We start from the raw sequence: 14,012 nt of genomic DNA, 5'->3' as shown, positions 1-14,012 counted from the left end.
TGCCCAAGGCCAGGCTAACAAATGGAGATTACCGAAGACAAAAGAAGAAAAAACACACCGTTAGGCAAATAAGGGGAGGACATTTAAAATGATCGAAATTAAAGTACCTGAGCTTGCAGAATCTATTACCGAAGGAACTATTTCACAATGGCTTATCAACGTAGGCGACAAAGTTGAGAAAGGTGGCAGCGTTGTTGAGCTTGAAACTGATAAAGTCAATGTAGAAATCATTGCAGAAGATTCAGGTATTGTATCGAAGTTACTAGGCGAACCTGGGGATACAGTTGAAGTTGGCGCAACTATCGCAATTTTAGATGCTAATGGAGCACCAGTTGCAGTAAGTACACCTGCTCCAGCTGCTGAGCAACCAAAACAAGAAACAGCTGAAGCACCGAAAGCTGCAGCTCCAAATGCTGAACAAACTACGGGTCTACAAGGCTTACCAAATACGAACCGTCCTATTGCATCACCAGCTGCTAGAAAAATGGCTCGTGAATTAGGAATCGACTTAAACGACGTACGTAGCACAGATCCACTTGGACGCGTGAGACCACATGATGTACAAGCTCATGCTGCAGCACCAAAAGAAGCACCAGCTGCTCCAAAGAGTCCAGCTCCTGCTCCAGTTGCAAAAACTGAATTCGAAAAACCAGTTGAGCGTGTGAAAATGTCCCGCCGCCGTCAAACAATTGCAAAACGTCTTGTAGAAGTTCAACAAACATCTGCAATGTTAACAACATTTAACGAAGTTGATATGAGTGCGATCATGGAATTACGTAAAGAACGCAAAGATGCTTTCGAGAAAAAACATGATGTACGTCTTGGCTTCATGTCATTCTTCACAAAAGCAGTTGTTGCAGCATTAAAACAATTCCCATTATTAAATGCTGAAATTCAAGGTGACGAGCTTATCATCAAAAAATTCTATGATATCGGTATTGCAGTAGCAGCTCCAGATGGATTAGTTGTTCCAGTTGTACGCGATGCTAACCAATTAAACTTCGCTGAAATCGAAAGTGAAATTCGTAATTTAGGTATGAAAGCACGCGATAACAAACTTTCATTAAAAGAACTACAAGGTGGTACATTTACAATTACAAACGGTGGTGTATTCGGTTCTCTAATGTCAACACCAATCCTAAATAGCCCACAAGTAGGTATTTTAGGAATGCATAAAATTCAAGTACGCCCAGTTGCAATTGATGCAGAACGTATGGAAAACCGTCCGATGATGTACCTTGCACTATCTTACGATCACCGTATTGTTGATGGTAAAGAAGCAGTTAGCTTCCTTGTTGCTGTTAAAGATATGCTTGAAGATCCAAAATCATTATTATTAGAAGGTTGATAGATTTTTAACCTATTAAAGGCTGTAGAATGAATCATTCTACAGCCTTTTTTTATTTTGTTCATACGGGACAAATTTCATGACATAAAGTAATAATGTATGCCTAAACGTAAGGAGGATTAAAATGAATAACCTTCCAATTCATGCAAAACTTAAAGTAAATAAGGATACTTTCTTCCTCCCCGACTCAAACGGGGGTGTCTATTTTCGAAATAACGCCAGTTCATTTCGCATGGACGGTGCTGGAATTTATGACTGGATTGAAAAACTAATGCCAATGTTTAACGGGAATTATTCTTTAGCAGAAATAACCGATGGTCTCCCTCTCCCCTATCAAAATCGCGTATTTGAAATTGGAGAGATTTTATATGAAAATGGTTTCGTTCGCGATACAAATCAAGATGAACCTCATGAATTAAACAGTACATTACTCGACAGATATGCTTCACAAATTGAATTTTTAGAAGCTGATTCTCATTCGGGTGCTTTAAAATTCGAAACGTACCGTGGGGCAAATGTCCTTGTACTTGGTTCTGGGGATATGCTTACTTCCTTAGTTTCTTCTTTATTAGAATCTGGTTTACCTACATTTCATTACCTCGTTACAGATCGGGATGAAACAAACTATGACAGAATACATGAGCTAATAGAACGTGCATATGAAGTTGATAACACTGTACTCCTTCAAGAAATCGATACTACAATTGACCGTCCTTTGCATGAAGTATTCGAACCTTTTGATTGGATTTTATATGTTTCTCAAAATGGAGACATTGACGGTTTAAAGACAGTTCACACTATTTGTAGAGAAGCGAAAAAGAATTTCATACCAGCTATTTGTTTATCAACACTCGGTATAGCTGGACCTGTCGTAACGGAAAATCGTGATGAATGCTGGGAATCTGCATGGCATCGTCTACATGAAACGACTTTGCAAAATGAAAATTCATCTGATTCCTTCTCACCCATTACATCTGCAATGTTAGCAAATGTAATCGTTTTTGAATTATTTAAGCATGTCGCGGATGATTCACATCGGGAAAAAGGATCACAATTCTTTTTATTAAACTATGAAACACTCGAAGGAACGTGGCATCCTTTTATAAAACACCCTCTTGCAACTGATGAAAGTTTTACAATTGATACGATAGAGAATCTTTCTGAAAAACTTGAGCATCGGTCTAACCAACATACTTCAACTGATGTATTCCAATTTTTCGATTCATTAACTTCTAAAGAAGCCGGTATATTCCATGTATGGGATGAACAAGATTCATATCAATTACCGTTATCACAATGCTATATTCAAGTAGCCAATCCACTATCAGATGGCCCAGCTCCCCTCCTGCCTCTTATGACTTGCAGTGGATTGACCCATAATGAGGCACGCCGAGAAGCTGGTTTAACAGGAATTGAAACATATGTAGCAGAAATCATTCACCGCCTTATTCCTGAACATAACGATATCGGTATCGGTGCTGGAGAAACGATGACAGAAGGTTTTTACCGCGCACTACAACAACATTTAAACAATAAACTGTATGAACGGCAGTCACATACGCTAGAAGAACTTACAACAATTGATTTAACTGACATTCACGATAAGCATTGTAGATTTTATTACGATGCTCTCTCTACAATCCATGAAACACCTACAATAGCAATGAGTGAAGAGATTCTTAGTTTTCCTGTCGTTTGGATTGGTATAAATGATAGATGGTACGGTGCATCTAATATAAATATGACGTTAGCGTTACGAAACGCACTACAACTGGCACTCTTTCACATTCAAAATGAAGAGATTCCTTACAGAGCTAATATTTTGTATGACTCATCTATTATTTTATATGACACTGATTCTTTTAGAGTGGAAATACAACCAGAAGAAGAAATTCCAAATGTGCAATCTTTACAGCTTGCCTTACAGCATTTAGAAGAACATAATTTTTATCCTTTCGTGTTTGATTTAGCAATCGAACCATTTTTGAAAGAAAACTTAGACGGTGTGTATGGGGTATTAATTGCAAAGGAGGATGGTCTATGACTCGAAATATATTGCTTATAGGAGATGGCCTACTTGCAGACTATGTACATGATCAATTATGCGAACAATATTCCATCATTCGCCAACATACCATTACAGAAGAACTCCCTGAAAATATTCACCTCGCTCTCGTATTACATGACGGATCTCCTTCTACTATTCATCATGATGCTGAACTTATTTTTCGCTCAAATCATATTCCGTGGCTTCGCGGTTTCACTTCATTTGGCGAAGGTATTATCGGTCCTTACATTCATCCTCTTTCATCTGGCTGTTCTCATTGTTCTGATGGACGCCGATTTATCGCTGGCTTCGATCAACAAGAAATGTGGGAACTACAGCGGAAATACGCCTTTAAAGCCGACAATGTAACGAGGCGTGATGTACGCGCCACCCAAAATGGAATGTTACAAATGTGCCATCTTATTCGCGTAGAAACAGAGAAAATATTAACTCATAACCATTCTTCTTTAGAAAATGAACTTATTTTACTCAACTTACAAACATTACAATGTACGCGGCATTCTTTTCTTCCAGATCCTCTCTGTCCTATATGTAGTAATTTACCTGATGATACTGCGGATGCGGCGGAACTTTCTTTACAACCGAGTTTAAAAGTAAGCACCGAAACGTATCGCTGCCGTTCCATTCATGAATTAAACACATTTTTAACGCGAGACTATTTAGATTATCGGGTCGGTATGTTGAACGGCAAAATGCAGCATTCTTTATTGCCATTCGCTGACGTCATTATAAACATGCCATTAATGTTTGGAAATGAAGGTGTTGCAGGCCGAACTCATTCATTTGCAGTGAGTGAAGCAACTGCTATTTTAGAAGGTTTAGAACGATATTGCGGTATGTCACCTCGCGGGAAAAAGACAAATGTGCATGGTAGTTTTCATGATTTAGAGGAACATGCACTAAATCCCCTCACACTCGGTGTACATACAAATGAACATTACAATCGTGATAAATTTCCATTTAAGCCGTTTGATCCTGATTATGAGCAAAACTGGGTATGGGGATATTCTTTATCACAAAACAGACCGCTTTTAGTTCCTGAATCAATTGCTTATTATAGCCTCGGTCATCGAGATGCTTTCGTGTATGAAACATCAAATGGATGTGCAATTGGCGGTAGTTTAGAAGAAGCGATTTTTCACGGCATTTTAGAAATTGTAGAGCGTGATGCCTTCTTACTCACTTGGTATGCCGAATTACCTCTTCCCCGCCTTGATCTGAGTTCAGCAAATGATACAGAATTACAATTAATGATTCAGCGGTTACGTACGATTACCGGATATGAATTACACGCTTTTAATGCGACGATGGAACACGGCATCCCGAGCTTATGGGTAATTGCAAAAAATACACGTGAAAATGGAATGAACGTTGTTTGTGCGGGAGGCGCTCATTTAGATCCTATTCGAGCTTTAAAAAGTGCCATTCAAGAAATCGCAGGCATGTTACTTATAACAGACGATGAACTCGAGCACAAAAGAGAATACTATGAAAAATGCTTACAAGATCCTTATTTCGTTAATAAAATGGAAGACCACAGTATGCTGTACGGATTGAAAGAAACGGAAGAACGTCTTCACTTCCTTTTACGAGAAGATGCACCAGTGCAAACGTTCCAAGAAATGAATGTATCACAGTCATTTGATATGGATTTAACATCCGATCTCCACCAACTTTTAAATCGTTTGCATCAATCTAATCTTGAAATAATCGTTGTAGATCAAACCGTTCCCCTTATAGAAAAGAACGGACTACACTGTGTAAAAGTCATTATTCCAGGCATGTTACCGATGACATTCGGCCATCACCTTACTCGTGTTACAGGATTAGATAGAGTCTATACCGTACCGATGACACTTGGATATAGCACTGAACCGTTAACAAATGAACAATTAAATCCACATCCGCACCCGTTTCCATAGTAAAGGAGGGATTTCATGCAGCTAGATACTTTTTTACATCATCTCCATTTCTCTATTGATGAAATTATGCCGAATCATGAGGTGGACTGGAAAGACGCACCGCTTCCTTATAAATTATATCGAAATGTACCTACCATCCCGCTCTCCTTAGAAATCCCGTTATCTTTATCGAACTCTTCTACTACACCTACTCTAAATGAGATTGGTCACTACCTTTGGTATTCATTTGGTGTAACACAATTATGTCAGCTAAATAGCGAGAGAAATGTATTACGCAGATCCATTCCTTCAGGCGGTGCTTTATATCCGAATGAATTGTATATCTATTTAAAGATTGACGATTATCCAGATGGCATTTACCATTATGACGCCGCGCATCACCGACTTATTTTACTTCGCGAAGGAAATTTCGATTCTTATTTAGCAGACGCACTCGGTAATCGCTGTAATATACATGATTGTTTCGGTGCCGCATTCGTATCCACTATGTTTTGGAAAAACTTCTTTAAATACAATAACTTTTCATATCGCCTTCAAGGATTAGATAGCGGGGTTCTCATTGGACAATTACTAGAATGTGCAAAACAGTTCGGTTATACGAACGGCGTATACTTTCAATTTCTAGACCGTGCACTGAACCATTTACTCGGATTGTCAGAAGGTGAAGAAAGTGTGTATGCCGTTATTCCTTTAAGTACAGAGCCAGAAACTAATTGGTTTCACAATGATTACCGTGAAAATAAAACAGTTACTTCTCATGAGTTGTTGCAACAAATTCCGCCGTTAGCACATGAACATTTCGTTCGCTCAAAACATGTAAATGAACATCCGATGATAACAAAAATAAATGAAGCTTCTATGATTGAATCGACAGAACACTTCCAAACACTACATCATGAAGAGCACTATCAACATAATACGTACGCTGTACAGCTACCGAAAGTAGAACGGTTATCGTATGATTTCCTACAACTTTGTAAAAAACGATATTCTCCTGATGCGGACTTTATTTTAAGGAAATGGGATGCATCTGAGCTCGCTACTTTACTACAAGAAGCGAGCCTCTCCTTCCCTTATTACAGCGACCTTGATGGTAAGTATTTAAATGAAAATGCGCGCGTCTCCTTATATGGATGTTTTTATAACGTGAAAAATATTAAAAACGGGGCTTACGCTTATAACAGTAAAACACATTCCATACAACCAATTCGGTATGGAGACCTTCGCTACCCACTTCAGTCTAGTATGACGATGGATAACGTAAACCTTTTTCAAGTACCGCTTTGCTTACATGTAGTCGGAAAGAAAGGTTACTATACACATGCATTAGGCTATAGAGGATACCGTATTCACCAAATGGAAGCTGGTATCCTCGTTCATAAACTCGTTTTTGCTGCAACTGCTATGGGGATGGGCGGGCATCCTTTACTAAGTTTTGATACAAATTCATGTGATCAATTGTACGGAATTGATGCTGGGAATGAAACGTCTCTTATTCAAGTTCCAGTTGGGGCGTATCGGGCGCGGAATTGGTTAAAAGGGGCTTTGCATAATTAGAAGCACGCCGGTAGACGGCGTGCTTTTTTTAAAGGACTTAATTTATAAAAAGCGAAATGAGTATATATTCTTACATAAAAGGAGAATGTAACTTGAACATTTTACAACGATTAATTCAGCAAGCAAAAAACCCTCGCGGGACCATTGGTTCTTCCATGCTTTGTATTATGAACGCTGCACATATGAGACTAACAAATTGGGGATTACAAAAAATACATATACGTAAAGATGCAATTACTTTAGATATTGGTTGTGGCGGCGGCAAAACAATACATACTCTTTCAAAACGAATTCCATTTGGGAAAATATATGGAATTGATTATTCAGATCAAGCTGTTGAAAACTCAAAGAAAGCCAATATACAGGACGTAAAAAAAGGAAAAGTAATCATTCATCAGGCAAGTGTCTCCTCTATTCCTTACAATACAAACTTCTTCGATCTCATAACCGCTTTTCAAACACACTACTTTTGGCCCGATGTGGAACAAGATATAAAAGAAATATTTCGCGTCTTACAACCGAATGGATCTTTTTTATTAGTAGCTGAAACTTTCAAAATTCAATATCATATGGAGAAATGGAAAACGAATGAAGAATTAATAAACCTATTTTATAAAACAGGATTTACAAGTGTGAAATGCTATGAAGAAAGAGGTTGCCTTTGTGTAATAGGAATTAAGTAAAAAGCAGACCCTTTGAGGTCTGCTTTTTACTAGATTAACTTAAAAATACTCTTAATTTGTCTAGCAAATAACCAATTTTTCGTACCGTAGTTATCATTTAAACTATCTAAATTAATAGATTGTCCGTTAGCAAACTTTAATTCTAACGTTGTATTTTTGTCATTTGTTTTTAAATTACTATTTGTAATGGCATCATACTTTAATTTTTCAATCTCAATATATTCGTCTTTTTCTTGTCCGATCACGACATGGTCTTGGAAGAAGAAAAATACTTCTACTTTTTTACCGAAACAAAATACATTTTTCGTATAAATTAATGTCGCGTTATCAAGTCCGACACATACTTCTTTCATTTCTTCCACAACGTGTCCAAAGTCTTCTTCATGTCTTGTATTTGATTCAACAATCCATTCTTCGATTGTTTTCATATTAATTGCCATACTGCGCCCCCTGGTTCGTTCATTGCTTCGTTAAAAAAATAAATACTATATGAAAATATAAGCGATTAGTAATATGTTTTCAAGGGGGAACGGTATATTCAAAATAAAGTGAAACTTTAATCAATAGGGGTCTTCATCCCCACTGATTATTAGTTGAACCAATCGGGCTTTTACGGGCAGTTGATCACCCACCTAACTTCTTTGCTTTCGCTGGATTTTGAGATGGGGGTCTTACTGCCCGCAAATAGCGGGATAAAGTTAAATTTCAAATTAATATAAAAGGAACACCAATTCCATTAAAATTTAAACGTTTGAACGAGACATTCTTCATCATCAATTAGCTGCGCTCTCTCATCAAATTCAATGTTTAGTTCTTTATATACTTTCTTCCAAAACGACACTGCTGGTACATTTTTTAGAAGTTCGATAACGAAATATTGTCCTCTTTTCTCTTCTAGTAAATTCTCAACAGCTTGTTTACCGATTCCTTTTCCTTTATATTGATTCAATATGAAAATATCATTAATACCAAAATCATTTTCCTTCTTCAAAAACGGACGTTCCAGTAGTAATAAGAATCCTACAATACTATGATCAACTTTTATAAAATACGGCGTGATTCCGTCATTTTTCCAAAACATATGCAAATCTTCGTATTCAAAAAATCCGTTCGCTCCGATAGTTATATTCATAGTGAACTTAGAAAGATCATGAAGATATAATGCGTACAAATTGCGTAATATTTCTTTTTCTAATTCTTGAACTTTTTGAAGTGCTACAACCATTAAAAAAATCCCCTTCCCTATCTATAACTATTTCCCCCTTTTTTATTCGCCAAAAATAATTATTCCCCTTTAACGAAAAAAATAGCACTTTAAAAAGTGCTATTCCGCTCTCCTTGCCGCTTGCTGAATTGGATCCCAAACGCTGTTATATGGTGGGGCATAACTTAAGTCGACATCTTCTAAATCGTGAATGCTCATTTTATTGAAGAGTGCCATTGCGATTACATCAATACGTTTATCTACGCCTTCTTCTCCAATTACTTGTCCGCCTAATAATTGTTTCGTGTCAGAACGGTATAGTAATTTCAAGTAAAGTGGTTTCGCATTTGGATAATAGCCCGCCATATTAGTCGAATCTACTTTGACTGTTTTATACGGGATGTGTAGCCCTTTCGCTTCTTTTTCATTTAATCCTGTTCTTGCAAGCGTCAAATCCATAAATTTAATAATACCTGTACCTAACGTACCTTTAAAGGCTCTTCGTTTATCCAGCATATTCAGTCCAGCAAGTCGCCCTTGCTTATTGGCAGTCGTTCCGAGCGGGATATGATCATGAATTTCCTTTATAACGTGGTAATGTGTTGCGCAATCACCGGCTGCATATACGTCTTGCACATTTGTTTGCATATATGCATTTACTTCGATTGCTCCTTTATGATTCTTACGTATATTTGTCCCTTCAAGAAAATCAGTATTTGGCTTCACTCCAACCGACACTAAAACAAGATCTGCTTTATACGTACCTTTATCCGTTTCGATTGCTTCTACTCGTTCATTTCCTTTAAATGCTTTTACATTTTCATTCGTTAAAATTTCAATATGATGCTTATCTGCTTCTTTATGTATGTACTCTGCCATATCTGCATCATAAATCGTACCGATATGATCATTTCGCTCAATCATTCTTACTTTCTTACCAAGTTCGACGAATGTTTCTGCCATCTCTAGTCCGATTGCACCACCACCAATAATGGTTACATCTTCAACTTTATTCGTTTCTAACGTTTTTAATATGCGCTCAGCATCCGGAATTGTTTTTAAAAGATGAACGCCTTGTAATTCCCGTCCTTCCCATTCTGGCATAACAGGACGTACTCCAGTCGCAATTAATAATCGATCATATGGAAATTCAAAGACATCCTTCGTCTTCGTATGCTCTGCGTACACCATTTTCTTTTCCGTATCTACTTTCGTTACTTCATGACGCACTTTCGCATCAATTCCATATTTCTCACGAAACGTCTTTACATTGCGCGCGATTAACTTTTCAGTTGAAGCGATAACACCACTAATGACATACGGTAATCCACACTGAGCGTATGAATAAATTTCACCTTTTTCTAAAGTTACAACATTTGCATTTTCATCGTTTCTAACAATTTGCATAGCTGCACTCATACCAGCTGCATCTCCGCCAATAATGACATAGTTCACTTTACCACTCCTTCTTTTTTACATACTCTTTACGTTTTCCATATTTTATAGAAATAACACCTAACTCCATTGTAAAGAAAGAGAATTTTATCTTCAAATTTGTTGCACAAACTTATACGCGAATAGGTAACTGTCGTGTCTTATAAACAACATGTTTAATATGCTATAACAGTTACTATTGAAAGTAGGTGAAATGTATGTGCGCCGGCCTTCTCGCCCAGCTTCCAGATGAACCGCAAGAACCAAAAGAACCGAAACCCGCCGTCTCACTTGACCAAGAATTTTCCATTAATGCAACAATATATAGCGCTCGTGCTTGGTTATCTAACGATGATACGTTTGCGCAAGATATTTGGAAAGCTACCCAATTCGCTTCAGCATCACATGCTGGCAAGTCCATCTTTCCAGTCGGTTCTGTTAAAATTATAAACTTCTCTGATGATACAATTACTGTTACTGCTTCACCAGAATCAGATCATGCGCTCAAAATAGTCGTACCACCCCATTCCGAGGCTGCTCTAACGTCTGGTCCTTTATCACATATACAAGCTAGTACATCAGGAGGATCAAGTAAAGTCACATTTCTCTTTCATATCTTTTTCTCAAGGGATCCTGGTCCAGCTAAATAACGATAGAAAAGGTACAGCAATATACACTGTACCTTTTTCAAGTGCTCTATTCTCTTGATTTGATTAGTTCAATATTATAAGTTTCAATATCTGTTAACGTTCCTTTAAAATAAAGATTTTCTCTATACCAAGACTGTTTTGCAAAATACACTTGCATATCTTTCGTTTGAAAAATATGTCCATGCCTTGCATATATTTCATTTCTAGCAATTTTTAACTGCTCTTTCGATAAATATGTTAAATCTGCGCTCATTAATTTTCGAATATCACTATCAGGAAAGATGAAACCATTATATACATACCCAGTCGTAGGTGGCGGGGTAACATTATAAACAACTGTTTTTTCTGCACTTTTCGTTTGGAATGGAAGATTATAAGACGAAAGTGCCGTTACCGTCTCTACTTGTGTCGTTTCTCGTCCGCTTTCTCCATTTCGTTCTAAATAAATCGTCGCACTTCCATCAGTCGCTACTGGCCCCCATGTAATTTCTTCTCCTATCAGCGCTGTAACCGGTTTTTGATTTACGTACAATGTTGCACCAGGCGCGTTCGTTTGAACTGTAATATATTGACCTTGCAACGTTAAATCTATCGTTACGTTATTTTGGCTTTGTTTCATAAGTACAACCTTTTCCTCACGCGATAGTTTTACATAATCATTTTTATATTCTGATTGAAACACTTGATTCCCTGGAAGAAACGGCCCATATTGCTTCTCAAACTTTTTGTCATCTGTCTTATCAATTTCTTTTCCGTTCATTTTTAACGCTACGCCTTTTTCATTTGTAAGCAAAGTTGTATAGTACGTCTTCGCTTTCAATTTATACCGATCAAATATAAAGAAATACTTCCCGTCTTTCGTTAATGAAAAATCAGCTCTTTCTATTCCGTCCCGTTGTTTTTCACCTTGTCTCAAATATTCTTTTAATTCATTTACGTAAGATGGATTTTCTTTTATATATGAAAATAGAGGCGTTACACTCTCTCTCGTTATCATAACCGATGGATCATCTGCCGTAACGATCTCAGCTAATTTCTCTCCGTCCCGCTCTTGTAAAATCGTAATCATCCGGTCTACTTGTGCCACCTGCGTATAATACGATGATCCGTACAAATATAATCCAATAATCGCTATAACAAATAGTGCTAACAGTGTAATGCCAACTTTTGTACCACTGCTCATGTTCTTCTTTACTACAGGACTTCCCCTCTTCATCCCGCAGTTTTGACAAAATTGCACACCATCTTCAAACTGAACTCCGCACTTTGTACATACATTCATTCAGTCAACCACCTTTTCATTAGAAGCCAGTTATTCCCTGTGTTAAGGCTTGAATTATCGTGCTAATGTAAGACCAAAGTACAATGAATGTTGCAATTCCAATTAAAACATTTGCAATAATAAGTGTGTAAACGAGATCTAATCCGCCATTGTCTAGCTTTAATACGGCTACAGTTATACTAATGCCTATATAAGTTGCAACTACCGATAATAATATCGGTAAGAAAAAGATTAATAAGAAACTAAAAAGAAAAGAAAGGACTAATATGACAATAGCCGGCGTCGCTATCGTTCCCCATATACCAAATACTTCAAGAAATGAAAAAGATGATTTCATCATCTTACCACTTACAAAAATAATAAATCCGACAAATAAAGTTAAAATTAATAAAAAGAAAAAGACCGTTATAGATTCTCCCAAAAACGTGGGAGTAGATATATCTGGTGCAAATGTTCTCGTAACTGCTGATGCTGCACTCATCATTCTATAAAAAATACATGCTCCTAAAAAACAAATAAGAACAAGACTTACAATTCCATTTCGCACTTCAATAGCGCCGCTTTTCATAATCGCTGTCGGTGCTTGTAATGCATGTTTAAAAAATTGAAAATAGCCGCTCGCAAACCGCTTCGCTTGCTCTACCGTTTCATTTGGCCGAGCTTCCTTTGCTTGTGCCGCACGTGCTTGTTCCGGCCCTTCTTCTTGGCCACTACTTGCCACTACTTCTTCCGTTAACGAATGTCCACAATTCCCGCAAAACTTTGCCTCTACTGCATTTTCTGTATGACATGACGGACATTTCATTCTCTTATCCCTCCTTAAGCATATACCTTATAGGGTGTTACAAGTTCAATATATGAATTTGTACATAAAACATGACTACAAGAAAAAGATTCTGAAATCCTTCTTCCGAAAGAAAATATATGTGCTAGCAATCTTGAAAAAAAATGCTATTATGAAACAGAATAAATAATATTTTTAACAGATTGGATGAAAGAAAATGGAATTGGTAAACTCAATTTTTCAAATACTCCTTACAAGCGTAATCCAATTATTATCTTTAATTGGCGTTATCATTGTAATTGGATTTCTATTAGGCTATTTAGAATCTCTCACACGCATGTATTGGTCGAGAGCTTTTGGAAGAAAAGGATTCCTATTAACGGCTTGGATCGGTGTTCCGATTCACGAACTTGGACATGCCATTATGTGCGTACTGTTCCGTCATAAAATTGTGGCGACTCAGTTCTTCCCAACAGATACAAGTCAAGGGGCTTTAGGTTATATACAACATCAATACAATCAAAAAAGTGTGTATCAACGAATTGGGAATTTCTTTATCGGCATTGGGCCTATTATTTCTGGTATTACTGCATTAATCCTTTTAATGCGCTATTTCGTACCAGAATCATATTTTTTATTTAATACAACTCTCGAAAAAACGATTGCTTCTACTTCTATTAATGTAGAAATGATTCAAAACATGCTCTTGTCGACGTTTGTATTATTGAAAAGCTTATTTACAATCGGCAATTTATTGAATCCTTCCTTTTGGTTATTTTTATTTATCGCCATTTGCATTTCCGCACATATCGCTTTAAGTAAACCAGACATTAAAGGATCAATAGACGGTGTTGTCGTCATGTTTATCGTGTTATTTTTATTCAACATAATAGCAGGACTGTTTCAATACGACAGTAATCAGCTAATTGGACAGGTTATGAAATATAATATGTATCTCATTGCGTTTTCTAGTGTGGCATTGCTGTTCTCTTGTCTTTCAACACTCGTTAGTTTTTCGTTTTATAAAATAAGAAGAGGGCGTTCTTTTTGAACGCCCTCTTCTATCTTTAAATAATTATT

General features: G+C 37.1%; 12 protein-coding genes. 7 read left to right on the top strand and 5 right to left on the bottom strand.

Annotation, left to right across the window (positions count from 1 at the left end; all coding sequences use genetic code 11):
• Positions 1-88 precede the first annotated feature (88 nt).
• From odhB to ACS2FK_RS07330, 5 genes are all read left to right on the top strand, one after another.
• Positions 89-1,348, top strand: a complete 1,260-nt coding sequence (odhB, locus tag ACS2FK_RS07350; protein WP_000569892.1) for a 2-oxoglutarate dehydrogenase complex dihydrolipoyllysine-residue succinyltransferase — start codon at positions 89-91, stop codon at positions 1,346-1,348.
• A gap of 124 nt (positions 1,349-1,472) precedes the next feature.
• A complete protein-coding gene (locus ACS2FK_RS07345; protein ID WP_001061546.1) occupies positions 1,473-3,392 on the top strand; it encodes a putative thiazole-containing bacteriocin maturation protein in 1,920 nt (639 codons plus the stop codon).
• Entirely contained in the window at positions 3,389-5,338 is a 1,950-nt protein-coding gene (locus tag ACS2FK_RS07340) for a TOMM precursor leader peptide-binding protein (RefSeq protein ID WP_063546879.1), read from the top strand. The genes ACS2FK_RS07345 and ACS2FK_RS07340 overlap by 4 nt, the downstream gene beginning before the upstream one ends.
• A 15-nt stretch (positions 5,339-5,353) precedes the next feature.
• Positions 5,354-6,895: a SagB family peptide dehydrogenase gene (locus tag ACS2FK_RS07335; RefSeq protein ID WP_063546877.1), complete on the top strand. Its 1,542-nt coding sequence runs from the start codon at positions 5,354-5,356 to the stop codon at positions 6,893-6,895.
• 92 nt (positions 6,896-6,987) lie between these two features.
• Positions 6,988-7,578, top strand: coding sequence for a class I SAM-dependent methyltransferase (locus ACS2FK_RS07330; RefSeq protein WP_063546875.1), 591 nt, complete (start codon positions 6,988-6,990; stop codon positions 7,576-7,578).
• A 29-nt stretch (positions 7,579-7,607) separates the two neighbouring features.
• Here the strand turns inward: ACS2FK_RS07330 and ACS2FK_RS07325 are convergent, their stop codons facing one another.
• From ACS2FK_RS07325 to ACS2FK_RS07315, 3 genes are all read right to left on the bottom strand, one after another.
• The gene (locus tag ACS2FK_RS07325; RefSeq protein WP_000996806.1) at positions 7,608-8,018 is read right to left on the bottom strand and encodes a DUF3908 family protein; all 411 of its coding nucleotides are present in this window, start codon (positions 8,016-8,018) and stop codon (positions 7,608-7,610) included.
• A 296-nt stretch (positions 8,019-8,314) separates the two neighbouring features.
• Positions 8,315-8,803, bottom strand: a complete 489-nt coding sequence (locus ACS2FK_RS07320) for a GNAT family N-acetyltransferase (RefSeq protein WP_063546873.1) — start codon at positions 8,801-8,803, stop codon at positions 8,315-8,317.
• A 99-nt stretch (positions 8,804-8,902) separates the two neighbouring features.
• Positions 8,903-10,237: a CoA-disulfide reductase gene (locus ACS2FK_RS07315; RefSeq protein ID WP_063546871.1), complete on the bottom strand. Its 1,335-nt coding sequence runs from the start codon at positions 10,235-10,237 to the stop codon at positions 8,903-8,905.
• Positions 10,238-10,434: 197 nt separating this feature from the next.
• Between ACS2FK_RS07315 and ACS2FK_RS07310 the strand changes: the two genes are divergently transcribed.
• Positions 10,435-10,866, top strand: a complete 432-nt coding sequence (locus ACS2FK_RS07310) for a hypothetical protein (protein ID WP_000332407.1) — start codon at positions 10,435-10,437, stop codon at positions 10,864-10,866.
• Between the two features lie 46 nt (positions 10,867-10,912).
• On the opposite strand, the gene ACS2FK_RS07305 is transcribed toward ACS2FK_RS07310, so the two are convergent.
• A complete protein-coding gene (locus ACS2FK_RS07305) occupies positions 10,913-12,148 on the bottom strand; it encodes a TcaA 3rd/4th domain-containing protein (RefSeq protein ID WP_063546869.1) in 1,236 nt (411 codons plus the stop codon).
• Between the two features lie 19 nt (positions 12,149-12,167).
• Positions 12,168-12,953, bottom strand: a complete 786-nt coding sequence (locus ACS2FK_RS07300) for a zinc ribbon domain-containing protein (RefSeq protein WP_063546867.1) — start codon at positions 12,951-12,953, stop codon at positions 12,168-12,170.
• A 196-nt stretch (positions 12,954-13,149) separates the two neighbouring features.
• On the opposite strand from ACS2FK_RS07300, the gene ACS2FK_RS07295 reads away from it, so the two are divergent.
• Entirely contained in the window at positions 13,150-13,983 is an 834-nt protein-coding gene (locus ACS2FK_RS07295; protein ID WP_000424522.1) for a hypothetical protein, read from the top strand.
• Positions 13,984-14,012 lie beyond the last annotated feature (29 nt).

The organism is Bacillus cereus group sp. BceL220, assembly GCF_051776965.1.
In the GTDB taxonomy this organism is placed as follows: Bacteria; Bacillota; Bacilli; order Bacillales; family Bacillaceae_G; genus Bacillus_A; species Bacillus_A cereus.
This window is presented reverse-complemented; position numbering and strand designations above follow the sequence as displayed.